Here is a 22,728-nt window from a genome sequence, read left to right as displayed (position 1 = left end):
CTTGATCCTAGGCCTTTGGTGCTTCGGGTGATGCTGGCCGCCACATGGACACACGCGCGCGCACAGCTTCCGGGTCTGCGCCAACGGTGTCGATTTCGTCCATGTCATAAAGCGTCATCATAGACAGGTAGTCTTCCATGATTTCAGTGGTGTAGGGAAGCATCAGCGCGCCGCAACGGCTATCGCGATACATGCGTTCCAGCGGCAGGGACTTCAGCATGGATTGACCACCACAGGTCCGGATCGCCAGCGCGGTCATCTCTTGAACGCCTTCCATCACCGCATATTGCGCCGCATAAAGTCGCATGACCTGTCCCTTGGTCGGGAAGCCGCGCGCTTCCATAAAGGCCGTGTGCCACAATGTGCGCATCTCGATCAGCTTTTGATACATCTTCGCGACGGTGGCACGTTTGGTCGGATAAACCCGGCGGTCAATCGGCGGCAACCCGTCAACTTTACCGCTCAGATACTTGACGGTGTAATCATATGCGCCCTGTGCCACGCCCATATAGGCTGGCGTCAGCGTGGCCATCATATGCGGCCAATGGGGCAATGTGCGCACGAACAGACCCTGCGGCATCATCATCTCTTCTTCCGTGACGAACACGTCCTTAAGGATCAGGTCTTTGGAATGTGTGCCGCGCATACCGATCGGATCCCACTCGCCAACAACCTGCAAGCCGGGTGAATCCTTGTGAACAGCAAAGTTCATCGCATCTTCGTGACGCGGCTCGACCCCCTCAAAATGTTCGGTGCAGACGATAGAGTAATAGTCACAATACCCCGCAAGCGAGGCGAATTTCTTGAACCCGTTGATCAGGTATCCGCCATCAACCTTCTTGCAGTTGGTCTGGATCGGTTTCGATGTCCAATTGGTGCCACCTTCGGAAATGGGCTGCGAATAGATCGCGTTGTTGTCGACAACATTGCGGAACTGACGTTCGCGCAGCGGGGCAAAGGCCGCGCGGTCTGCATCGGTCAGGTTGGGAAGCTCATACATGAATCGTGACCACATCATGGATGAGGTGTGCATGTTGAACGTCAGGGCCGTCGCGCCGCAGTATTTGCCGATCTCCGCGCCGATCATTGCATATTGACCAAGTGAGAACCCGAAACCGCCAAACTCTTTCGGGATCACAAGGCGCAGAAAGCCGTGCTTGGCAAAGTCTTCGTAGTTTTCGGTGGGGAAAGACGCGTCCTTGTCGACCTGTACGGCGCGTTCCGCGATTGTCGGGCCAAGCTCATTGGCGAGTTCCATCATCCGCAAGAACTCTGGCGCGAACCCGTCGGTGTCGTAATAGTCGTGGAACGTGGTCATGCCAGATCTCCTTGAAGTTTGCCTTTGATGACAACCGGCGTGCCATCAAGTGAAATGGTGCAGCCGCGCATCGGCAGGTCAAAATGCCCCAGCGTGAAACGGCCTGCGTATTGATTTGAACCTGTGGACCACAAGAAATTGCCCGCCCAAGCGCGGAATTCGGTCGCCTGAATGTCGCCCTTGTCATAAAGCGCAAGGCTCTCCCACCGGGCGGCGGGGTTCATGCCCCAGCCAACATGCGAAAAGCCATAGGCCTTGGGGTCGTCCCACGCAGCAAGGTATTCGCGGAACAATTCAGCGTCGAGGTTGTCGCCCCGAATGTCCGTGACGTAGTCATTTTCGACCGTCATCGCGACTTGATTGCGCAAATAGTCTTTGAACGTCAGGTTCATGTCGCCCACGTCCATGACAACCGTGCCATTCACAGCGTTTTCACCGGGAAAACACAGGCACAAGCCACCGGGCCAATGGTCAACCGCGCCGGGGCGTGTGGAAAAACCGGGCGTGCCGCCGCAAGGTGCGTCTTTGATGTTGATCGTCAGATCGGTGCCCGCATCCGAGGTCACGCGCATCTCCGAGGCGTCGTTCAGCATCTGAATACCAAGCGCGACCTTGGGGCCAAGCTCTGCGCGCGGCTCGGTGCGTTCAAGAATTTCGGGGTGTTCATTGCAGATCACAAGCAGCCGCGTGCCCGCCTGTTCGATCTCTGCCATTTCTTCGGCATGGATCAGGCCTTCGACGGTGACATCGACAATGACTTCAACGTGTTTCAGCGCCTCGATCACGTGGCGCTTGTGCTGGATCGCGTCACTGGTTCCGGTCGATTTCACAGGCACAGGTGCGGTTTGCGCCGCGGTTGGCAGAACAATCGTCGAATACTCTGCGCCCAGATCATGCAGGGCAAGGCCAGCCAATTGCCCCAGCACGGGGCGCGACTGTGTCTCCGCGACAATCGCGACCTGAGTGCCGGGCCCTATGCCGTTTAGCGTGAACACGCGCTTGAACGAAGAGACCCACTTTCCCTCTGGGATTTCTTGCATCATCTGCCGAGCTTTCTGATTGGGACAAGGTGCGCGCGCATCGGCGCGCGCACGCCGTTTTTCGATTATTGACCGAGGATTTCAGCCATCGTGCCCATAACGACCATGTCGGCATCGATCTGAGCAGCAGCTTCTTCGGCGTTCTGCCAATAGACGACAGCACCTGTTTGCGCCGCGAACTCCTTGGCGCGATCTGACGCCATTGTCTTGGCTGCGACGGCTGCGATCTTTTCGCGCACGTCTGCTGGTGTGTCCGCATGGACGAACAGACCGTTCCACATTCCCAGATTAAGCTCGGGCCGGATTTCGCCAACCGTCGGGCTGTCTGGCGTCATCGGAAGACGATCAGTTGTCAAAGTTGCAAGGATCGTCATGTCGTCCAGACAGGGCAGCAACAATTGGATGGACGTGTTGCCGACATCCGCATCGCCAGATGCGAAGGTATTGCAATCAATGGCATCAAACGCAGCCTCGGCACCATATTCAAAGCCCATCTGCGACGCCATGGCAAAGGTCACCTGCGTTGGTGTCAGATCTGGTCCAAAATGTGCCAGAACGACAGAATTGTCGGCCGCATAAGCCGCCAGTTCTTCCATGGTCTGATAGGGTGCGTCGTTCGTTGTCGCGATGACCATTGGGTAGGCTACGAAAATGCCAACAGGCTCGAACGGGTTCGGGTTCAAAGGTGGAATACCGATCAGCGGCCCGACAAGCGGCACGTCCATAACAAAAGACCCGATAGTGTAGCCATCTGCAGGTGCACCCGCGACTTCGATTGCGCCGGGGAAGGGGCCGCCGCCGCCACCTGGCTTGTTTACAACAGCTGCGGGGATTCCATAGGCCGCCTCGAAGTCTTCGGCGATCATCCGTGTCAGCACGTCTTCAACATCGCCGGGCGGAAAGGGAACCACAAAGGACACGGGCTTTTCGGGATATTCGGCCAAGGCAGGGCTTGCAGACGCAAGCACCGTTGCCGCGATCAGATAGGCGGTGGATGTCAACGTTTTCATTCTTATCTCCCTGTTTATTTTACTATACGGTTTAGTAAGTTCGATGGTGTGACATCATGTCAATCTTTTTTGCTTTTGACATGGATTTCGTGAACGAGATGCCGAAGAATGCGGCGTAAAGTATTGTTTTTGGGCGGTTTTAGCTGACCACTTCTTGACCCATGAACAGCGGTCCACCCCGCCAGCGGGGGAAGCCGTAGCCGTTAACCATAACAACATCGATGTCGTGTGCGGATTTGGCAATTCCCTCTTGGAGAATCGCTTTGGCTTCGGCGCGCATGGTCGCCAGAATTTGCGCCATAATGTCGTCCTCCGTCATGCGCTTTCGCTGAATGCCTTTGGTCTTCGTTGTCTCTAGAATAAGGGCCGTGACGGTCGGATCAATTGTCGCTTTGCCGTCGACGTATCGGTACCATCCTGCCCCCGTCTTGCGCCCGAAACGGCCCATTTCACACAGCCGATCAGCGATTGCGACATAGCGTTCGTGCGGGTCGCGCGTCGCCGCGCGTCGCTTGCGCATGGCCCATGAAATGTCGAGGCCCGCGAGGTCCTGCATCTGGTAAATCCCCATCGGAAAACCAAACGCCCGCATCGCCGCATCAACCTTCTCGGGCATGGCTCCGTCTTCTATCATGTGGTCACAGGCGCGCCGATAGGCAGACATGATCCGGTTGCCGATGAACCCGTCACACACGCCCGCAGGCACGGTGATCTTGCCAAGGCGCCTGCCAAAAGCAACGCCCGTTGCCACCGCAACAGGTGACGCGACTTTCGGGATCACCAGTTCCAGCAGCTTCATGATATGCGCGGGCGAAAAGAAATGCAGCCCGATGACGCGGCTTGGATCAGCCGTGCCGCGCGCGATGTCATGGATATCCAGATAAGAGGTATTGGATGCAAAAAGCGCATTTGGCTTGCAGGCCTTATCAAGCGCTTCAAACACGGATGTCTTGACGTTCATGTCCTCGAACACGGCTTCAATTACCAGATCGGCGTTGGCGACAGCGGCAAATGCGCTGGCCCCAGAGAACGCCAAAACCATGTCGTCGTGTTTGGCCTGCGTGACTATTCCGCGTGTCAGACTGTCGGCCAACACATCTTTCGTGCGGCGCATGCCAAGCGTCAGGGCTGCGTCGTCGCGTTCAATCATCACCACATCACACCCTGCCAAGAGGCAAGCCGCTGCGATACCCGCGCCCATCGTGCCACCACCAATCACGCCAATCTGGTGAAGCGGGGCAGGGGTGACACCCTCAATCGCGGGAATTTTTGCCGTGGCCCGCTCCGCAAAGAAGATATGCCGCAAGGCGCGCGATTGCGGATCGTCTTTCAAGGTCAGAAACAGGGCGCGTTCCGCCTCCAAAGCGTCTTGCGCCGACATCGCCACCGCATTGCGAATGGACTGACAGACAGCGACAGGGCTGTTCTGCCCGCGGGCCTTTGCAGTGATCGCCGCGATCTTCTTGCCCAGTGCGGCGGGATCGTGATCCGCCATCCGTGTCAGGATGGGGGCCGGGCGCGGCAGGCTTGCGATACGTTTGGCAAATGCAATGGCATCCTCCAGCAGTTCACACGCGCTGATCTCGTCGATTAGGCCCAGACTTCGGGCGCGGGCGGCCAAGATCGGCTTGCCACTGGCCATCATGTCCAACGCGGCTTCTGCCCCGATCAGACGCGTCAGGCGCACGGTGCCGCCAGCGCCGGGGATCAGCCCAAGTGTGACCTCTGGCAAACCCATTTTCGCTGCAGGCACTGCGATGCGATAGTCACACCCCAGCGCAACCTCCAATCCGCCGCCCAGTGCTGTGCCGTGGATTGCTGCAACCCAGGGTTTGGTGCCACCTTCCAACACCAAAACCACGTCCGGCAGGTGCGGCAATTTTGCAGGTGCGCCAAATTCCCTGATGTCCGCGCCCGCGATAAACGTTCGGCCCGCGCAGTAAAGGACCGCCGCCTTGATCGTTGCATCGCCTTCGATCTGGCGTTTTGCATCGACCAATCCCTGACGAACAGCCTGCGAGGTCGCGTTCACGGGTGGATTGTCGATGGTGACCACCGCCACACCGTCTTGGGATGTAACGGTGACAGTCATTCAGGAAAACGCCTGCAGGCCAGTGATGCCGCGCCCCAAGATCAAGGCGTGCACATCATGGGTGCCTTCATAAGTGTTGACCGCTTCAAGGTTCATCACGTGGCGGATCACCCCGTATTCATCACTCACACCGTTGCCGCCGTGCATGTCACGGGCTTCACGCGCAATCGCAATCGCCTTGCCGCAATTGTTGCGTTTCATCAGGCTGATCGCTTCGGCAGAGGCCACGTGATCGTCGAACATGCGGCCCAGTTGCAGCGCCCCTTGCAGGCCAAGCGCGATTTCGGTTTGCATATCGGCCAGCTTTTTCTGGATCAGTTGGGTTTGGGCCAGGGGCTTGCCGAACTGTTTGCGATCCATCGTATAGCTGCGCGCTGCATGAAAACAGGCCTCCGCCGCCCCCATCGCGCCCCACGCGATGCCAAACCGGGCGCGGTTCAGACACCCGAATGGCCCCGCTAACCCACTGACATGCGGCAGCAGGTTTTCGTCGGGCACGAAGACATCCGCCATCTGGATCATGCCGGTAATTGACGCCCGCAATGAAAATTTGCCTTCGATCTTCGGCGCATGCAGGCCCTTCATACCTTTTTCAAGGATGAACCCTTTGATCTTGCTGTCATGGTCATCTGACTTGGCCCAAACGATAAACACATCCGCAATAGGCGCGTTGGTGATCCAGTTTTTCGCACCAGAGATCATGTAGCCGCCGTCGACCTTTTTGGCTCGTGTCAGCATCGCGGCAGGGTCAGACCCTGCGTCCGGTTCGGTCAGGCCAAAACACCCCACAAGTGCGCCACTGGCAAGTTTGGGAAGGTACGTGTTGCGCTGCGCATCCGTGCCATATGCAAAGATCGGATGCATCACGAGGCTGCTTTGCACGGACATCGCCGAACGATATCCGCTGTCCACACGCTCAACTTCGCGCGCAACAAGGCCGTAGGACACATAGTTCGCGCCGACGCCGCCAAAGGCTTCTGGGATGGTCGCGCCAAGCAGCCCAAGTTCACCCATCTCGGACATGATATCGCGATCAAACACCTCGTTGCGGTTGGCCATCATCACCCGACTGGCAAGGCGATCCTGACAATAAGCATGTGCCGCATCCCGAATCATCCGCTCTTCTTCGGACAGCTGATTTTCGATCAGAAAGGGGTCATCCCAAACCAGTTTGGCAGGTTTTCTACGGGCTTGCGCCAGATCTGTTGTCACAATGGGGTTCGTATCTTGGTTCATGTCCGGCGCACCATTCAGCGATGTTTCAGACAACGCTACCGCGTTCGAAATTTACTTCAAGCCTAAAATATTTGAGCTTGAAATTTAACAGCGATGTTCATAGCGTGAAAAAGCAACAACTTGATCCAGGGGTGTCAAATGCGCATTGCATGTCTCGGAGGAGGGCCAGCTGGCCTCTATCTCGCGATTTCGGTCAAGCTGCGCAGACCCGCCGCAGAGGTTGTCGTGTTCGAGCGGAACAGGCCCGATGATACCTTCGGCTGGGGCGTGGTCCTGTCCGACGAAACCCTTTCAAACCTCGAAGCGAACGACCCTGTCAGCGCCAAGGAAATCCGCGCGCATTTTGCCTATTGGGATGATGTCGCTCTTCACCATCAGGGCCAGAAACTCGTGTCCTCCGGTCACGGGTTCTGCGGCATCGGGCGCAAAAAGCTGTTGCAGGTCCTGCATGCCCGCGCCGCCGACCTTGGCGTCGATCTGAGGTTTGAATCCGGTGACATTGCGGCCTCTGACCTAATGGCGGATTACGACGTTGTCGTCGCTGCAGACGGGCTGAATTCCAGAACCCGGACAGAGTTCGAAGACGTGTTCAAACCGGACATCGACACGCGGCTTTGTCAATTCGTGTGGCTGGGCACGCATCAGAAGTTCGACGATGCTTTCACATTCATCTTTGAGGACACAGACAAAGGCTGGGTCTGGGCGCACGCCTACCAGTTTGACGACGACACCGCGACATTCATCGTCGAATGCGCGCAAGAGACATTTGATGCATACGGCTTTGGTGATCTGGATCAGAAAGCCAGCATCGCGATCTGCGAAGAGATTTTCAAAGATCACCTTGGCGGTCATCCTTTGATGACCAACGCCAACCACATTCGCGGCTCCGCCTGGATCAGGTTCCCGCGCGTTCTGTGCGAAAACTGGAGTCACAAGAACGTGGTTCTGCTGGGCGACGCCTCTGCCACGGCGCATTTCTCAATCGGGTCCGGCACAAAGCTTGCCCTTGAAAGCGCGATTGCGCTGGCCGCTGAAATCACCGCGACACCAGATTTGGCCACCGCCTTTGAAACATACGAAGAAAGTCGCCGGCTTGAGGTGTTGCGCCTGCAATCTGCCGCGCGCAATTCGGTTGAATGGTTCGAGGATGTGGAACGCTATCTGCATCTTGATCCGGTGCAACTGAATTACTCCATGTTGACGCGGTCGCAGCGGATCAGCCACGAAAACCTGCGCGAACGCGATCCGGTGTGGCTGGGTGCCGCTGAAGAATGGTTCATGGCGCAGGCGGGTGTTCAGGTGAACGGACCCGCGCGCGCACCCATGTTCGCGCCGTTCAGCCTGCGCGACATGACGCTCAAGAACCGCATCGTGGTGTCACCAATGGCGCAATACAAGGCCGTGGATGGCGCCCCGACGGACTGGCACCTGATCCACTACGGCGAACGTGCCAAGGGCGGCGCGGGATTGGTCTATACCGAAATGACCTGCGTCTCTGCTGATGGCCGGATCACGCCCGGCTGTCCGGGGCTTTACGCGCCTGAACATCAGGCCCAGTGGACACGATTGAACGACTTCATCCATGCCGAAACGCAGGCGAAAACCTGTTGCCAGATCGGCCACGCAGGCCGCAAGGGGTCAACCCGCCTCGGGTGGGAGGGCATGGACCAGCCTATGACGTCCGGCAACTGGCCGCTTCTGTCGGCCTCTGGGATGGCCTGGTCTGACGACAACGCTGTGCCCAAGGCGATGGACAGCGCAGATATGGCGCGGGTGAAGGCAGAATTTGTCGCGGCCACAAAAATGGCTGCAGCCAGCGGCTTTGACATGATCGAACTGCACGCAGCGCACGGCTATCTGATCTCCTCTTTCATCTCGCCTTTGTCCAATGTCCGGACAGACGATTATGGCGGCAGCTTGGAAAACCGGATGCGCTATCCGCTTGAGGTGTTCAGCGCCATGCGCGCAGTGTGGCCCGCGGAAAAACCAATGTCTGTCCGCATCTCCGCCAGCGATTGGGCCGGTGATGATGGCGTCACCGCCGAAGATGCGGTGCAGATCGCGCAGATGTTCGAAGCCGTGGGCGCGGACATCATTGACGTGTCAGCGGGGCAAACCTCGACCCTCAGCCAGCCCGTCTATGGTCGCATGTTCCAGACGCCGTTCTCGGACCGCATCCGCAACGTGGCGGGCATCAAGACGATGGCGGTCGGCAATATCTACGAGGCCGACCACGTCAATTCGATCCTGATGGCGGGCCGCGCTGATCTGGTCTGCCTTGCGCGGCCACATCTGAACGATCCCTATTGGACATTGCACGCAGCCACCGGACTTGGGGATCGTCAGGAAATCTGGCCGCAACCTTACGAGGCTGGCCGCGACCAGGCATGGCGGCTGGCAGATCGCGAGGCAGAAATGGTGGGCAAAGTATGACCGGACACGTTGTTATCACCGGCGGCGGCAGCGGCGTTGGCGCCGAAACCGCGCGTCATTTTGCCCGCGCTGGGTATCGCGTGACGATCATGGGCCGGACCGAAGACTCGCTCAAGGCACAGAATTTGCCCTATCGGGTCTGTGATGTGACGGACGCGGCTCAGGTCGCGGCGGCGTTTGACGCGGCCCGCGACACACAGGGCGCAATTGACGTCGTAGTCGCCAATGCTGGTGCGGCGAACAGCGTTCCGTTTGCCAAAATGACCGCCGCCGATCTGACGGCGATGATGGACGTCAACGTGGCAGGGGTGTTCAACGTCTGGCAGGCGGCCTTGCCAGACATGAAGGCGGCCCAAAACGGGCGCATGATTGCAATCGCGTCGACCGCTGGCCTCAAGGGTTATCCCTATGTGGCAGGCTATTGCGCGGCCAAGCATGGCGTCATCGGATTGACCCGCGCGCTGGCCCTTGAACTTGCATCCACGGGGATCACCGTGAACGCCATCTGCCCCGGCTTCATCGAAACCCCGATGACCGAACGCTCCATCGCCAATATCGTCGACAAGACCGGGATGAGCGCGCAAGACGCGGCAAAATCCCTGACCAAAGGCAATCCGCAACGGCGGTTCATTCAGACCGATGAAGTCGCAGGAACGGCCCTTTGGCTCTGCTCTGACGCGGCGCGGTCGATCAATGGCCACACGCTCAGCCTTTCGGGGGGCGAAATCTGATGTCGGAACAGTCACCAGTGACCCACAATTCTGCGTCCAAGGAACGGCTACGCCTTTGGCTGCGTCTGTTGAAAGCAAGCCGGTCAATCGAATCCAATTTGCGTGAAAACCTGCGGGACGAGTTTGCGACGACCTTGCCCCGCTTTGACGTCATGGCCGCCTTATCGCGGTACGAAGACGGCCTGAAGATGAGCGCCCTGTCCGGTGTGCTGCGTGTGTCCAACGGAAATGTCACCGGCATCGTGGACCGCCTGACCGATGACGGTTTGTTGCTGCGGGTGGCCGTGCCAGGGGATCGGCGGGCGTCATTGGTGCGGCTGACACAACGCGGCCGCGAAGAATTTGCCCGACAAGCGCAGGCCCATGAGGCCTGGATCAATGACATGCTCGCGGATTTTTCCGCCGCCGAAGCCGTTGATATCGGGGTGCGTTTAGAAAGCCTCGAAGCGGCACTTGCAGAAAAGGACACGTGATGCGCACGGACGTCAAACACTTCAAATGTGAGATCACGGATGGGATTGCGACCGTGGCCCTGGATCGGCCAGACCGCAAGAACCCGCTGACATTCGAAAGCTATGCCGAGTTGCGCGATTGGTTTCGTGATCTGGTCTATGCGGACGATGTGAACGCAGTTGTGTTTGCATCCAATGGTGGGAATTTCAGCTCTGGCGGGGATGTGCATGACATCATCGGGCCGCTCACGAAAATGTCCATGAAAGAGCTGTTGGCGTTCACCCGCATGACCGGTGATCTGGTCAAGGCAATTGTGAACTGCGGCAAACCCGTGATCGCCGCGATTGACGGGGTCTGCGTTGGCGCCGGGGCGATCATCGCGATGGCCTCTGATTTGCGGATTGCAACGCCAGAGGCAAAGACGGCCTTTTTGTTCACGCGGGTCGGCCTTGCGGGGTGTGACATGGGGGCCTGCGCAATTCTGCCCCGGATCATCGGCCAGGGCCGCGCTGCCGAATTGCTCTACACGGGCCGCGCCATGTCCGCAGAGGAGGGTGCCGCATGGGGGTTCCTCAACAAGGTGGTCCCGGCGGATGACCTGCCAGGCGAAGCGCACAAGATGGCCACGCGCATCGCGGCGGGTCCGAACTTTGGGCACATGATGACCAAAACAATGCTGGCGCAGGAATGGTCGATGTCGATCGAACAGGCCATCGAAGCAGAAGCGCAGGCGCAGGCGATCTGCATGCAAACGGCGGATTTCGAACGCGCGTTCAACGCCTTCGTCGCCAAAGAAACACCCGTGTTCAAAGGTGACTGATGGCTGATACCACGTTCCTGAACTGGCCCTTCTTTGACGATCTCCACCGTGATCTTGCCGCCGCCGTGGACATCTGGGCCAAGGACAACATGACCCAGATCGACCACAGCGATACAGATGCGGCCTGCCGCGCGATTGTGTCGGCGCTGGGCAAAGCCGGCTGGTTGTCCCACGCGGCTGTCGATCCAGACGGGGATGCCCCGCTTGACGTCCGCAGCTTGTGTTTGATCCGCGAAACCCTTGCGCGGCATGATGGGCTGGCCGATTTTGCCTTTGCAATGCAGGGCCTTGGCACCGGTGCTTTGTCCTTGTTTGGGACAGATGCGCAGAAACGCGCTTGGCTCCCGAAGGTGCGCAGCGGTGCGGCGATCTTCGGCTTTGCATTGACCGAACCGCAATCAGGCTCGGACGTGGCGAACGCGACGATGACAGCGACCCTGGACGGCGATCACTACGTCCTGAATGGCGACAAGACCTGGATCAGCAACGGCGGGATCGCGGATGTCTACACGGTCTTTGCCCGCACCGGCGATGGGGCGGGGGCAAAGGGGCTGTCGGCCTTTGTGGTGCCTGCCGATACGCCCGGCCTGACGGTGGTTGAGCGGCTTGAGACCATCGCGCCGCATCCTTTGGCAACCTTGCGCTTTGCGGATTGCCGTCTGCCCAAGGACGCGCTGATCGGCCAAAGCGGCTGGGGTTTCAAAATCGCCATGTCGGTTCTGGATGTCTTCCGGTCCACCGTCGCCGCCGCCGCCCTTGGTTTTGCACGCCGCGCCCTGGACGAGGCATTGACCCGCGTCACCACCCGCCACGTTCAGGGTGCGCCCTTGTTTGATCTGCAAATGGTGCAGGGCCATATTGCGGATATGGCCGTCGATATCGACGCCAGCGCCTTGCTGATCTACCGCGCCGCCTGGACCAAGGACAACGGCGCGCCGCGCATCACGCGCGAGGCGGCAATGGCAAAACTGTTTTCCACCGATCAGGCGCAAAAAGTCATCGACAAAGCCGTGCAACTGCATGGTGGCGACGGAGTGCGCTCGGGCGAAACGGTCGAGGCTTTATACCGCGAAATCAGGGCATTGCGCATCTATGAAGGCGCATCAGACGTTCAGCGTGTGGTCATCGCCCGTCAAACACTTGGCCAAATGCCAGCTTAGGGGGATCCAATCATGCTTAGCGCCAGCGCCCATACCGATACATTCGCCCGCGACAATCTTCCGCCCCAAGACCAGCAACCCGACTTTCTGTTGGACGGGTTCCAGTATCCAGAGCAGTTGAACGCCGGGGTCGAACTGACAGATGTTCTGGTTGCAAAGGGCCTTGGCGACAATACAGCGCTGATTGGCAATGGCCGCCGCCGGACGTTCAAGGAACTCAGCGATTGGACAAATCGCCTCGCGCATGTGCTGGTGGATGATCTGGGCGTGAAGCCCGGCAATCGCGTGTTGATCCGGTCTGCCAACAACCCTGCGATGGTGGCCTGCTGGCTTGCCTGCACCAAGGTGGGCGCGGTGGTTGTGAACACCATGCCGATGCTGCGGGCGATGGAATTGGGCCAGATCGTTGACAAGGCCGAAATCGCATTTGCCCTCTGCGATACCCGCCTGATGGAAGAAATGGAAAGCTGTGCGGCGACCAGCGACTTCCTGAAAAGGGTCGTTGCGTTTGATGGGACATCCAACCACGACGCCGAACTGGACCAACTGGCCCTTGAAAAACCGGTCAGATTTGATGCGGTCAAGACAGGCCGCGATGATGTCGCGCTGCTGGGGTTTACATCCGGCACAACCGGATCGCCCAAGGCGACGATGCATTTTCACCGGGACCTGATGATTATCGCGGATGGCTACGCCAAAGAGGTTCTGGGCGTGACACCCGATGACGTCTTTGTCGGCTCACCCCCCTTGGCGTTTACGTTTGGCCTTGGCGGTTTGGCGATCTTCCCGCTTCGGTTTGGTGCCACCGCGACCTTGCTCGAGACTGCGTCGCCGCCAAACATGATCGAGATCATTCAAAAGTATAATGCAACGGTCTGTTTCACCGCACCCACCGCATATCGCGCAATGCTGGCCGCGATGGAAGACGGCGCAGATCTTTCCAGTTTGCGGGCGGCTGTGTCTGCGGGCGAAACGCTCGCGGCCCCGATCTACAAGGATTGGATGGAAAAGACAGGCAAACCGATGCTCGATGGCATTGGGGCGACAGAGATGCTCCATATCTTTATCTCCAACCGGTTTGATGATCATAAACCGGCCTGTACCGGGCGGCCTCTCACCGGATACGTAGCCAAGGTGGTTGATGCCGACGGGCAGGAACTGCCGCGCGGCGAGGTCGGGCGTTTGGTCGTGCGCGGGCCAACCGGCTGCCGGTATTTGAACGATGATCGCCAATCCAAGTACGTGCAGGACGGCTGGAACATCACCGGCGATGCCTTCTCAATGGACGAAGACGGCTATTTGTACTTTGCGGCACGCAATGACGACATGATCGTCAGCGCGGGCTACAACATCGCCGGGCCAGAGGTGGAGGCCGCCCTGATGTCCCACCCGCATGTGGCCGAATGTGCGGTCATTGGGGTGCCGAACGACGAACGCGGCATGATCGTCGAAGCGCATGTGGTGCTTGCCAAGGGCACCCCGGACGCACAGACGGCTAGCCTCTTGCAAGACCATGTCAAAGCAACAATTGCCCCCTATAAATACCCGCGCAGCATCAAGTTCTGCGATGCATTGCCCAAAACGCAAACGGGCAAAATTCAGCGATTTTTGTTGAAGGCATAGGGCTGCTTCGCGATGGTCTTTACCTTCCCTCAAAAGGTGCTGTTCCGGCACTGCGACCCTGCGGGCATCGTTTTCTATCCGCGATACTTCGAGATGATCAACGATTGCGTCGAGGCGTTCTTTGCAAAGCTCGGTTTCCCGTTTGAGGACATCCACAAGCAGTCGGGCGTGCCCACAGCGCAGATCGAAACCCGCTTTTCCGCACCCAGCCGACATGGCGATGAATTGCTTTTGACGCTTGCAGTGGCGCGCGTCGGACGCTCCAGCCTTGGGCTCGAAATCGACGCTCATGCAGGCCGTGAGTGTCGCTTTTCCTGCTCCTCGACCCTTGTCTATATCAACGAAACAGGCCGCGCGGCACCGTGGCCCGCCGACCTGAAAACAGCTTTCACACCGTACCATCGGAGCACGACATGACATCGAAAATCATCCAACCGATCGGCTGGGCGCCGGCAAAGGGCTATGCCAATGGTGTGCATGCGCCTGATGGCACCTTGTATATCGGTGGGCAGATCGGCTGGACGGCGCGCCAGGTTTTTGAAAGCCACGATTTCATCGGGCAGATGGAACAGGCGCTGCGCAACATTCTGGATATTGTCGAAGCGGCAGGCGGCACAGCGGAAAGCATCACGCGCCTGACGTGGTTCGTGATCGACAAAAAGGAATATCTGGCGCGCCAACGCGAGGTCGGAGAGGTCTACCGCCGTGTGCTTGGCCGCCATTTCCCAGCGATGTCCATGTTGATCGTGGCAGGGCTGGTCGAAGACGACGCCTTGCTTGAAATCGAGGCGACAGCCTTCATTGGATCCGATCAGTAATGTCAGAGGCCTTCATCTGCGATTTTCAACGGACCCCGATTGGACGCTATGGCGGGGCCTTGTCTGCGGTACGACCCGACGATCTTGCCGCTCATGTGCTGCGGTCCTTGATCGCGCGCAGCCCGCAGCTTGATCCGGCAAACGTTGACGAGGTTTACATGGGTTGCGCCAATCAGGCTGGCGAAGACAATCGCAATGTCGCCCGTATGGCCACGCTTCTGGCCGGGCTGCCGGTCAGCGTTCCGGCCATCACTCTCAACCGTTTGTGCGGGTCGGGCATGGATGCCGTGATCGCTGGTGCGCGGGCTATCAGGGCCGGTGAGGCAGACCTGATCATCGCCGGCGGCGTCGAAAGCATGAGCCGCGCGCCAATGGTCATGCCCAAAGCCGACGCCGCCTTTTCGCGGCGTGCCGAAATTCATGACACAACAATCGGTTGGCGGTTCGTGAACAAGACCATCGAAGCCCAATATGGCATCGACTCCATGCCCGAAACCGCCGAAAACGTTGCTGCTGAATTCTGCATTGACCGCGCCTCACAGGACGCCTTTGCGCTTGCGAGTCAGCAAAAGGCGCTGGCTGCAATTGCCGCAGGTCACTTTGTGGACGAAATCACGCCGGTCGAAATCCCTCAGCGAAAGGGCGATCCCATTGTCGTGCGCGCGGATGAACATCCACGCGACACCACCTTGGAACGTCTGGCAAATCTGCCTGCGCCGTTTCGTGAAAATGGCGTCGTGACTGCCGGAAACGCATCTGGAATCAACGATGGTGCCGCCGCCTTGCTGATCGCCTCGGCGCAGGCTGTGCGGGACTACAACCTAACGCCAATGGCGCGGATCACGGGCGCGGCCTCTGCCGGTGTTGCGCCGCGCGTCATGGGGATTGGCCCTGTTCCTGCGACACAGAAACTCTGCGCGCGGCTCGGCCTGAAGCCGACGGATTTTGACGTCGTCGAGCTCAACGAAGCTTTTGCAGCCCAGGTTCTGGCGGTCCTTGCCGCGTTGGAAATCCCCGATGATGGCCGCGTGAATCCGCATGGCGGCGGCATCGCGCTTGGGCATCCACTTGGCATGAGCGGCGCGCGGATCATCGGATCAGCCGCACGCCACCTGCACGCCAAAGCCCTTAGCACCGGGCTTTGCACGATGTGTGTCGGCGTTGGGCAAGGTGTCTCTGTGGCGTTGGCGCGTATCTAGCCAGCCATTATCCCTCAAAGCCAAGGGGCGGACCACCTCACCCCGTGCTTCGGCCAATCGGGGCCTCAATCGCAGGTCATCCGACCTGAGCAAAAACCCCGTCCAATGCGCGGTTCAACTTGTCGAACATCTCGTCCATCTGCCCCTCGGTCATGATGAACGCGGGGCACAACACGACCGCCTGACCCAGCGGGCGGCAGATCAACCCCTGATCGGTGCAGGCATTGGCGATCCGTTCGCTCACCGACAGCGATCCATCAAAGGGCGTCTTGCTGTCCTTGTCCTTCACAGCCTCCACTGCGCCCATCAAACCCTTGCCGCGCCATTCGCCAATGTTGGCTTTTTCTGCGATCCGGGCTAGTCCGGCCTCAAACATCGGGGTCAGCGCTTGCACATTTTCAATCAACCCCTCGTTCATCACCACATCGATCGCCTTGAGGGCAATCGCGCAGCCGACCGGGTGACCAGAGGCTGTGAACCCATGCGGAAACTCTTCAATCGCTTCGGATGCGGCCTGCAAACGGTCCGCAAGTTCAGGGCCAAGAATTACCGCTCCCATCGGGAAAAACCCGGCGGTGAGGTTCTTGGACGAGATGATCGCATCGGGCATGAAGCCATAGGTTTCGCAGCCCCAGGTTCTGCCGGTGCGGCCAAAGCCGGTGATGACTTCGTCGGCGATCAGGGGAATGCCGTGTTTGCGCAAGATCGGTTGGATCGCCTGAAAATACCCCTCCGAAGGCGGGATCACGCCGCCTGCGCCCATCACCGGCTCTGCAAAGAACCCCGCGATGGTGTCGGCCCCTTCCCGGGCAATCACATCTTCCAGCTCTTGCGCCATCCGCGCGGTAAACGCTGCCTCGCTTTCGCCGTCGCGCCCCTCACGCCAGTAATGCGGACAGGTCAAATGAACGAACCCATCCAGCGGCAGACCAAACACACCGTTGTAAGGCTTCCCCGTCATCGAGGCGCTGACCGCCGTGACGCCATGATAGCCGTTCTTGCGGGTCAGGATCTTGCGCCGCTCAGGCTTGCCCTCGGCCCCGCCCAAAAACCACAGCATCTTAACCATGGTGTCATTCGCCTCAGAGCCAGAGTTGGTGTAGAACACCTTGGCCCGCTCAAACGGCGACACTTCGGCCAGCTTTTCGGACAGCATCACCGTCTGATCCGACATGCGGCCAAAGAAAGCGTGGTAACCCGGAAAGGTGTCGTATTGCGCCTTGGCGGCGGCAATCAGCCCCGGATGGTCAAAGCCCGCCACCATGTTCCAAAGGCCGGAATTTCCGTCCAGATAGGACCGCCCATGCACGTCATAGACATAAGGCCCCTTGCCGTGGGTCAGGACAATTGTGCCCCGGTCGGCCACCGTGGGCAGGTCTGTAAAGCCATAGAATGAATGCGCATCAGCGCGGGCTTCCCAGGAGTTAGCGGCGTGTTTTGTCATGGCTGCACCTTTGATCTTTGCAGCCACGTTAGGCGCGCGCAGATGCGCGGGCAATGGGTCTTTCGTGGCTTAGATCGGGCGGTGACGGAAGGCCGGGCTGCGCCGTGCGGGGTTCACCACCCAGCGGGACACGACCATCGCGGCGGCAAACATTGCCACGCCTCCGGCCATGTCAATCATGTGATGACCGCCGTGGATCAGGATCGCGGGCACCATCGGGATGTTGATCAGCGCCACAGGCCAGAAGAACGGTGTCTTGCGCACAAACCATACCGTCAGGCACATCATCAGCGTGTGATAGGACGGGAATGCAATCGACCCGATGATCGTCTCTGGCGTGATGATGCCCACACCATTGCGCGCCAGGTCCATCAGACGTGCGCCATAGGCCTCGTTGACCACAAGACTGGCAGCCGCCTCGACCTCTGGGCCGACCGTGAAAAACGCCGCAGGACCAAAGCTGGGCGCTGCGACCCAGATGCCCAAGGTGCCCAGCAAGGCCAGCGCGCCGGTCAGGATGAACCGGTGCATATCCGCCTCGCGCCGCAGCAATGCCAGCAGGCCGATCACCGCCAGAAGCTGCCAAAGCGAAGAGTTGTAGACAAAGGCCAGCGCCTTGCCGAGCGATGGATATTGCGCCAGCCAGCGCACCGCATCGGGCCAAGAATAGCCGACCGTGGCGTCAATTTGCATCAACACCGGGTCAATCGGGACGCCGGTGATCGGGAAGAACATAAAGATGAAGATGGCGACAAAGGCGCCAAATGTCAGATAGATCGAGACACCAATCAGCAAAAGCGCCAGCCGCTCCATCCCGCGCGCTTGTCGCACAAAGGCACCGACGACCACCAACAGCATCCCGCCGATCATCGGCGGCGCAAAGCCCAGCCAGTCAACGGGTTGCCCGCCAATCACGCTCGACAATATGGCCGCAGCTGCAATCAGCGCGGTCAGCACCAGCAAAATGATCTCTCCGGGCAGGAATGCCGGGCGATAAAGGGGGTCGAGCCTGCTCATTTTGAAAACCTCTATTGGGTCCGTTTGAGCAACAATTTGACTGTGTTTTGTGGTCGGAATGGGGCGTGGGTGGGAAAATTTGGCGGTCAGATGCCCAGCCGGTCGCGCAGGGCGTACCAGCTCATTGCTAGCGTCAGCAGCGGTGCGCGGGCGATTGCGCCGCCGGGAAAGTTCGGGACGGGCAGCGCTGCCATCGTGTCAAAGCGTTCGGCCTGACCGGCGATGGCCTCTGCCATGATGCGGCCCGCCAAGCCTGATAGCGCCACACCGTGGCCGGAAAAACCGGCCCCGGACAAGATGTTGGGTGCCACACGCTGCAAGGCGGGCAGGCGGGTCATGGTGATCCCCAGCGTGCCGCCCCAGACATAATCAATGCCCACACCTTTGATCTGCGGGAACATGTTTTCCATCCGCGCGATCAGTGCGGTCGCGATATCCTTGGGGAACCCGATCGAATAGCTTTCGCGCCCGCCGAACAAAAGGCGCTTGTCCTCGGACAGGCGGTAATAATTCACCACGAACTTGCTGTCGGCCACGGCAATGTCGCGCGTCAGAACCTCTGTCGCGCGATCCCCCAAGGGGGCCGTCGCACAGATGAAAGAGTTTATCGGCATCACCTTGGCGGCAACCTGCCGCGCGATCCCCGGCAAATAGCCGTTGCCGGCAAGGATCACATGGTCGGCCAGCACATGGCCGCGCCCGGTTTGCACCTTGGCCGGGGTGCCGTGGGCCAAATGATGCACCGCGGATCCCTCAAAGATCACCGCACCTGCTGTCTCAGCGGCCTTGGCAAGCGCCACGGCATAGCGCAACGGGTGGATATGTCCGGCCCCCAGATCCAACTGCCCGCCAACATAATGCGGCGACCTGACCAGATCATGAAACCCTGCCTTGTCCAGCGGCGTGATCTGATCGTAGCCGTAGTTTTTGGCCAGAAAATCAGCCTCTTGCCGCAGCTTCTTGATGTCACCGCTGGCATAAGTGCCATAAGCCACGCCAGGTTTGTATGAGGCCTCTGGCGCATGAGCTGCAACAAAATCCCGCAGGTCTGCCTTTGCCGCCTCTGCGATGTCCCACACAGCGCGCGCAGGGCCGTCACCCATCTTGGCCGCGAGGTCCTTTTGCGACCAGTTGAACCCGCTGCCCACTTGCCCGCCATTGCGCCCCGACGCGCCAAACCCCGCGCGATGCGCCTCCAGCACCACCACTTTCATCCCGCGCTCTGCCAAATGCCGCGCCGCCGTCAGCCCGGTATAGCCCGCCCCAACAATGCAGACATCCGCACGTACCTCGCCCCTCAGCTCTGGCCGCTGGGCGGGCAGATCGGTGGTGGCGGCATACCAGCTTTCGGGGAAAGTGCCGGGGCTGTCATTGCGATAGAGTGGGTTCATGGGGGCAATCTGTCGTCGAACGCGACGGTTGACCAGTGAAAACCCGCTATTTGTAGTTCATATCGACCTCGACCTGGGTGATCGCCGCATCCTGGTAGCGGATATAAACGACAAAACTATGCGCCACCAAAGCTTCGAAAAAGAGCTTCTTGTTCATATGAAAATACCGTGTTTTGCGTGGTGTGACCCCATATACTCGGACACCGTTCCATCGGTGCTCTTCATCATCATAAAGGCCACGCATGAAGGTTCGATCCATCCCGACCGATTTGAGCCAATGGATCATCTCCTGCGGCCCGTCGAGGTAGGTGGCAACCTGGTAGAGGCAGACTTCGATTTCGTTTACGGACGCAAAGCCCGGCCAATCGGACGACGTCAGTGAGACCGACCCATCAGGAAATGGAATCAGGCACGACAGCAGGTCCGGGCGGGTCACTTCGGCCACGCGATACCTGTCGGTTCGCCACTGCCCTTGCGCACCAACCTCCTGTGAAACGACAGCAGAAAAGGCTTGTGGCTGATGCGCGGCCAGATTGGCGCGGTCGACCATCATGGGCTCAGAGAGTGGCACACAAAAAACAGCAGAAACAGTGCCCGTGCTCCGGTGCGGACCGCATCGAGCAGGAACAGAAATTCGGTCAGATGAAACATAGCGACCTTTGCGCGGGCCAGCCAAAACTGGCGTTGCGCCCCCGCGTCACCATCGCGGGTTAGGCCCTCGCCCGAAAGTCAGGAAACCCCGACTTTAGGACCCATTAGTCACGGCATCCGCCATCGACCCAGCAAACTGCGCGGCCAAATACCAGCACAGGATCGCGGCGACCAGCATCACCAGCCAGAATGTCGTTTGGTTTCTCATCAAACGTTCAATAGCAGATGTTCGCGCTCCCAGGGAGAGATCACTTGCAGGAATTCCGCGTATTCGGCGCGCTTGACGATCGAATAAACGCGCGAGAAATCCTTGCCCAGAACCTTATGCAGAGGGGCGCAGGCGTCAAAAAGCTCCAGCGCTTCCCACAGGGATCCTGCGATCTCAGCCTCCGATTCGTAGGCTTCACCACGCCAGCGTTTGTCGGGGCGGACCTCGTTCTTCATCCCCAGATAGCCGCAGGCCAAAGAGGCGGCGATGCACAGGTAGGGGTTGCAATCCATGCCCGGCAGGCGGTTTTCAATACGCCGCGCGGCGGGGTCAGAGATCGGGATGCGAATGCCGGTGGTGCGGTTGTCGCGGCCCCATTCCAGGTTCACCGGGGCCGCGCTGTCGGGCACATAGCGGCGATAGGAATTCACATAGGGCGCAATCAGCGCGATGGCGGCGGGCATGTATTCCTGCAAGCCGCCGATAAAGTGGAAAAAGGCGTCCGTCTCGCCGCCCTGTGGCCCGGTAAAGATATTGCGGCCATCCTTATCCAAGACCGAATGATGCACATGCATCGCCGACCCGGGCTCGCCCTCAATCGGTTTCGCCATGAAGGTGGCAAAGCAATCGTGCTTGAGCGCCGCCTCGCGGATCAAACGTTTGAAGAAAAACACCTCGTCGGCCAGCTTGATCGGATCGCCGTGACGCAGATTGATTTCCAGCTGACCAGCGCCGCCTTCCTGGGTGATGCCGTCAATCTCAAACCCCTGGATTTCGGCGTATTCATAGATGTCGTCGATCACCGGGCCATAATCGTCCACCGCGGTCATCGAATAGGCCTGCCGCCCGGCGGCGGCGCGGCCGGTGCGGCCCATCATCGGCTCAATCGGTTTGGCTGGGTCGACGTTGCGGGCGACCAGATAGAACTCCATCTCGGGCGCCACGACGGGTTTCCAGCCCTCTTTGCGATAAAGCTCGCAGACCCGGTGCAATACGTTGCGGGGCGAGGGGCCGACACGTTTGCCTTTTTGGTCAAAGGCGTCGTGGATCACCTGCAGCGTACCATCCGTGGCCCACGGCGCGGCGGTCGCGGTCGACAAATCCGGCTTAAGGATCATGTCGGGTTCCAGAAATCCATCCGGCCCTGCGGCCTCGCCCCAGTCACCGGTGATCGTCTGGAAGAAGATCGAATTGGGCAGATGGAAATGGCTTTGCTTTTCCCATTTGCCCGCAGGCACCGCCTTGCCGCGCGCAATGCCGGGCAGGTCGGGGATCAGGCATTCCACCTCATCCAGACGAGTGCTGTCCAGATAGGCGCGCGCTGCATCGGGGATTTTGTTGATCCAGCTCATGCGGCAACCCGTTCCTTGAAGAACCGCGCGATCATCGCGGCCATGCGGTTGTTGTCATTGGGCAGTGGCAGCTTGGCGCGCGCCTCGGCCAACTGGTCTGGCGGCAGCTTGCCGTCGCCTACATGGGTGGCCAATCCCGCGATAAAGGCACTTTGAAATTCGGGGTGCGGCTGCACGCTGAACGCCTTTTTGCCGTAGACCAATGCTGCGTTCTTGCAAAAGTCGTTTGAGGCGACAACCTCCGCGTCTGGCGGCAGGGTCACAACCTGATCCTGATGCCAAGCGTTCAGCGCCAGCGTTTCGCCGCCAAAATCATAACTCTGCCGCCCGATGCACCACCCGCCATCAAACTTGACCACGTCACCGCCAAGGGCCTTGGCGATGATCTGATGCCCAAAGCAGACGCCAACCAGCGGCACATCAGCGGCATAGGCGGCGCGGATGAAATCCATCAGCGGCGGAATGAAGGCGTGATCCTCGTAAGCCCCATGTTTGGAGCCTGAGACAAGCCAGCCATCGGCCTGGTGCATGTCATCGGGAAACGCCATATCGACCACGCTGAAGGTCTCGAAGGTAAAGCCGTGCCCGTCCAGCATGGCGGGATAAAGCTGCCCATAGCCACCCAGCACCGGACGGATCGCGTCAGGCGTGTGGCCGCATTGCAGGATGCCGATTTTCATAAGTCACCAGAATGATTTGCCGTAATCTATGGCGCTGCATTGTCCCGCGCAA

Annotated in this window: 20 protein-coding genes; 9 read left to right on the top strand and 11 right to left on the bottom strand. The window is 59.3% G+C overall.

Features of this window, described 5'->3' with window-relative positions:
• Nucleotides 1–7: 7 nt before the first annotated feature.
• The 5 genes from AB3Y40_RS11040 to AB3Y40_RS11020 form a co-directional block, all read right to left on the bottom strand.
• Nucleotides 8–1,318: an acyl-CoA dehydrogenase family protein gene (locus tag AB3Y40_RS11040; protein WP_369438839.1), complete on the bottom strand. Its 1,311-nt coding sequence runs from the start codon at nucleotides 1,316–1,318 to the stop codon at nucleotides 8–10.
• The gene (locus tag AB3Y40_RS11035) at nucleotides 1,315–2,361 is read right to left on the bottom strand and encodes a M29 family metallopeptidase (RefSeq protein ID WP_369438838.1); all 1,047 of its coding nucleotides are present in this window, start codon (nucleotides 2,359–2,361) and stop codon (nucleotides 1,315–1,317) included. Before AB3Y40_RS11035 ends, AB3Y40_RS11040 begins: the two co-directional genes overlap by 4 nt.
• Before the next feature lie 62 nt (nucleotides 2,362–2,423).
• The gene (locus tag AB3Y40_RS11030; RefSeq protein WP_369438837.1) at nucleotides 2,424–3,368 is read right to left on the bottom strand and encodes a tripartite tricarboxylate transporter substrate-binding protein; all 945 of its coding nucleotides are present in this window, start codon (nucleotides 3,366–3,368) and stop codon (nucleotides 2,424–2,426) included.
• A 139-nt stretch (nucleotides 3,369–3,507) separates the two neighbouring features.
• Entirely contained in the window at nucleotides 3,508–5,460 is a 1,953-nt protein-coding gene (locus AB3Y40_RS11025) for a 3-hydroxyacyl-CoA dehydrogenase NAD-binding domain-containing protein (protein WP_369438836.1), read from the bottom strand.
• Nucleotides 5,461–6,696, bottom strand: coding sequence for an acyl-CoA dehydrogenase (locus tag AB3Y40_RS11020; RefSeq protein WP_369438835.1), 1,236 nt, complete (start codon nucleotides 6,694–6,696; stop codon nucleotides 5,461–5,463). It abuts the gene before it with no gap.
• A gap of 138 nt (nucleotides 6,697–6,834) precedes the next feature.
• On the opposite strand from AB3Y40_RS11020, the gene AB3Y40_RS11015 reads away from it, so the two are divergent.
• Genes AB3Y40_RS11015 through pcaF form a run of 9 tightly spaced genes read left to right on the top strand, consistent with a single transcriptional unit; the run spans nucleotide 6,835 to nucleotide 15,933 of the window.
• The gene (locus AB3Y40_RS11015) at nucleotides 6,835–9,129 is read left to right on the top strand and encodes a bifunctional salicylyl-CoA 5-hydroxylase/oxidoreductase (RefSeq protein WP_369438834.1); all 2,295 of its coding nucleotides are present in this window, start codon (nucleotides 6,835–6,837) and stop codon (nucleotides 9,127–9,129) included.
• Nucleotides 9,126–9,860 (top strand): SDR family NAD(P)-dependent oxidoreductase, encoded by a 735-nt coding sequence (locus AB3Y40_RS11010; protein ID WP_369438833.1) that lies wholly within the window; start codon nucleotides 9,126–9,128, stop codon nucleotides 9,858–9,860. Before AB3Y40_RS11015 ends, AB3Y40_RS11010 begins: the two co-directional genes overlap by 4 nt.
• Nucleotides 9,860–10,333, top strand: coding sequence for a MarR family winged helix-turn-helix transcriptional regulator (locus tag AB3Y40_RS11005; protein WP_369438832.1), 474 nt, complete (start codon nucleotides 9,860–9,862; stop codon nucleotides 10,331–10,333). Before AB3Y40_RS11010 ends, AB3Y40_RS11005 begins: the two co-directional genes overlap by 1 nt.
• Nucleotides 10,333–11,133, top strand: a complete 801-nt coding sequence (locus AB3Y40_RS11000) for an enoyl-CoA hydratase family protein (protein ID WP_369438831.1) — start codon at nucleotides 10,333–10,335, stop codon at nucleotides 11,131–11,133. The genes AB3Y40_RS11005 and AB3Y40_RS11000 overlap by 1 nt, the downstream gene beginning before the upstream one ends.
• Nucleotides 11,133–12,293, top strand: a complete 1,161-nt coding sequence (locus AB3Y40_RS10995; RefSeq protein ID WP_369438830.1) for an acyl-CoA dehydrogenase family protein — start codon at nucleotides 11,133–11,135, stop codon at nucleotides 12,291–12,293. The genes AB3Y40_RS11000 and AB3Y40_RS10995 overlap by 1 nt, the downstream gene beginning before the upstream one ends.
• A gap of 12 nt (nucleotides 12,294–12,305) precedes the next feature.
• The gene (locus AB3Y40_RS10990) at nucleotides 12,306–13,916 is read left to right on the top strand and encodes an AMP-binding protein (RefSeq protein ID WP_369438829.1); all 1,611 of its coding nucleotides are present in this window, start codon (nucleotides 12,306–12,308) and stop codon (nucleotides 13,914–13,916) included.
• A 12-nt stretch (nucleotides 13,917–13,928) separates the two neighbouring features.
• On the top strand, nucleotides 13,929–14,333 hold the full coding sequence (locus AB3Y40_RS10985) for an acyl-CoA thioesterase (protein ID WP_369438828.1): 405 nt from the start codon (nucleotides 13,929–13,931) through the stop codon (nucleotides 14,331–14,333).
• Complete coding sequence (locus AB3Y40_RS10980; RefSeq protein ID WP_369438827.1) at nucleotides 14,330–14,734, top strand: RidA family protein; 405 nt, start codon at nucleotides 14,330–14,332, stop codon at nucleotides 14,732–14,734. Before AB3Y40_RS10985 ends, AB3Y40_RS10980 begins: the two co-directional genes overlap by 4 nt.
• Nucleotides 14,734–15,933 carry a 3-oxoadipyl-CoA thiolase gene (gene pcaF / locus AB3Y40_RS10975; RefSeq protein ID WP_369438826.1) on the top strand — a complete coding sequence of 400 codons (1,200 nt, stop codon included), beginning with the start codon at nucleotides 14,734–14,736 and terminating at the stop codon, nucleotides 15,931–15,933. The genes AB3Y40_RS10980 and pcaF overlap by 1 nt, the downstream gene beginning before the upstream one ends.
• A 76-nt stretch (nucleotides 15,934–16,009) precedes the next feature.
• Here the strand turns inward: pcaF and AB3Y40_RS10970 are convergent, their stop codons facing one another.
• The 6 genes from AB3Y40_RS10970 to AB3Y40_RS10945 form a co-directional block, all read right to left on the bottom strand.
• Entirely contained in the window at nucleotides 16,010–17,377 is a 1,368-nt protein-coding gene (locus AB3Y40_RS10970; RefSeq protein WP_369438825.1) for an aminotransferase, read from the bottom strand.
• Nucleotides 17,378–17,446: 69 nt separating this feature from the next.
• Nucleotides 17,447–18,394, bottom strand: coding sequence for a phosphatase PAP2 family protein (locus tag AB3Y40_RS10965; protein WP_369438824.1), 948 nt, complete (start codon nucleotides 18,392–18,394; stop codon nucleotides 17,447–17,449).
• An 86-nt stretch (nucleotides 18,395–18,480) separates the two neighbouring features.
• On the bottom strand, nucleotides 18,481–19,785 hold the full coding sequence (locus AB3Y40_RS10960; protein ID WP_369438823.1) for an NAD(P)/FAD-dependent oxidoreductase: 1,305 nt from the start codon (nucleotides 19,783–19,785) through the stop codon (nucleotides 18,481–18,483).
• 46 nt (nucleotides 19,786–19,831) lie between these two features.
• The gene (locus AB3Y40_RS10955; protein ID WP_369438822.1) at nucleotides 19,832–20,338 is read right to left on the bottom strand and encodes a hypothetical protein; all 507 of its coding nucleotides are present in this window, start codon (nucleotides 20,336–20,338) and stop codon (nucleotides 19,832–19,834) included.
• Nucleotides 20,339–20,643: 305 nt separating this feature from the next.
• Nucleotides 20,644–21,996 (bottom strand): glutamine synthetase family protein, encoded by a 1,353-nt coding sequence (locus AB3Y40_RS10950; RefSeq protein WP_369438821.1) that lies wholly within the window; start codon nucleotides 21,994–21,996, stop codon nucleotides 20,644–20,646.
• The gene (locus AB3Y40_RS10945) at nucleotides 21,993–22,676 is read right to left on the bottom strand and encodes a type 1 glutamine amidotransferase (protein WP_369438820.1); all 684 of its coding nucleotides are present in this window, start codon (nucleotides 22,674–22,676) and stop codon (nucleotides 21,993–21,995) included. Before AB3Y40_RS10945 ends, AB3Y40_RS10950 begins: the two co-directional genes overlap by 4 nt.
• Nucleotides 22,677–22,728 lie beyond the last annotated feature (52 nt).

Source organism: Yoonia sp. R2331, from assembly GCF_041103235.1.
Taxonomy (GTDB): Bacteria; Pseudomonadota; Alphaproteobacteria; order Rhodobacterales; family Rhodobacteraceae; genus CANMYO01.
The sequence above is the reverse complement of the archived record's forward strand: the minus strand, read 5'-3'. Positions and strand labels throughout refer to the sequence as shown.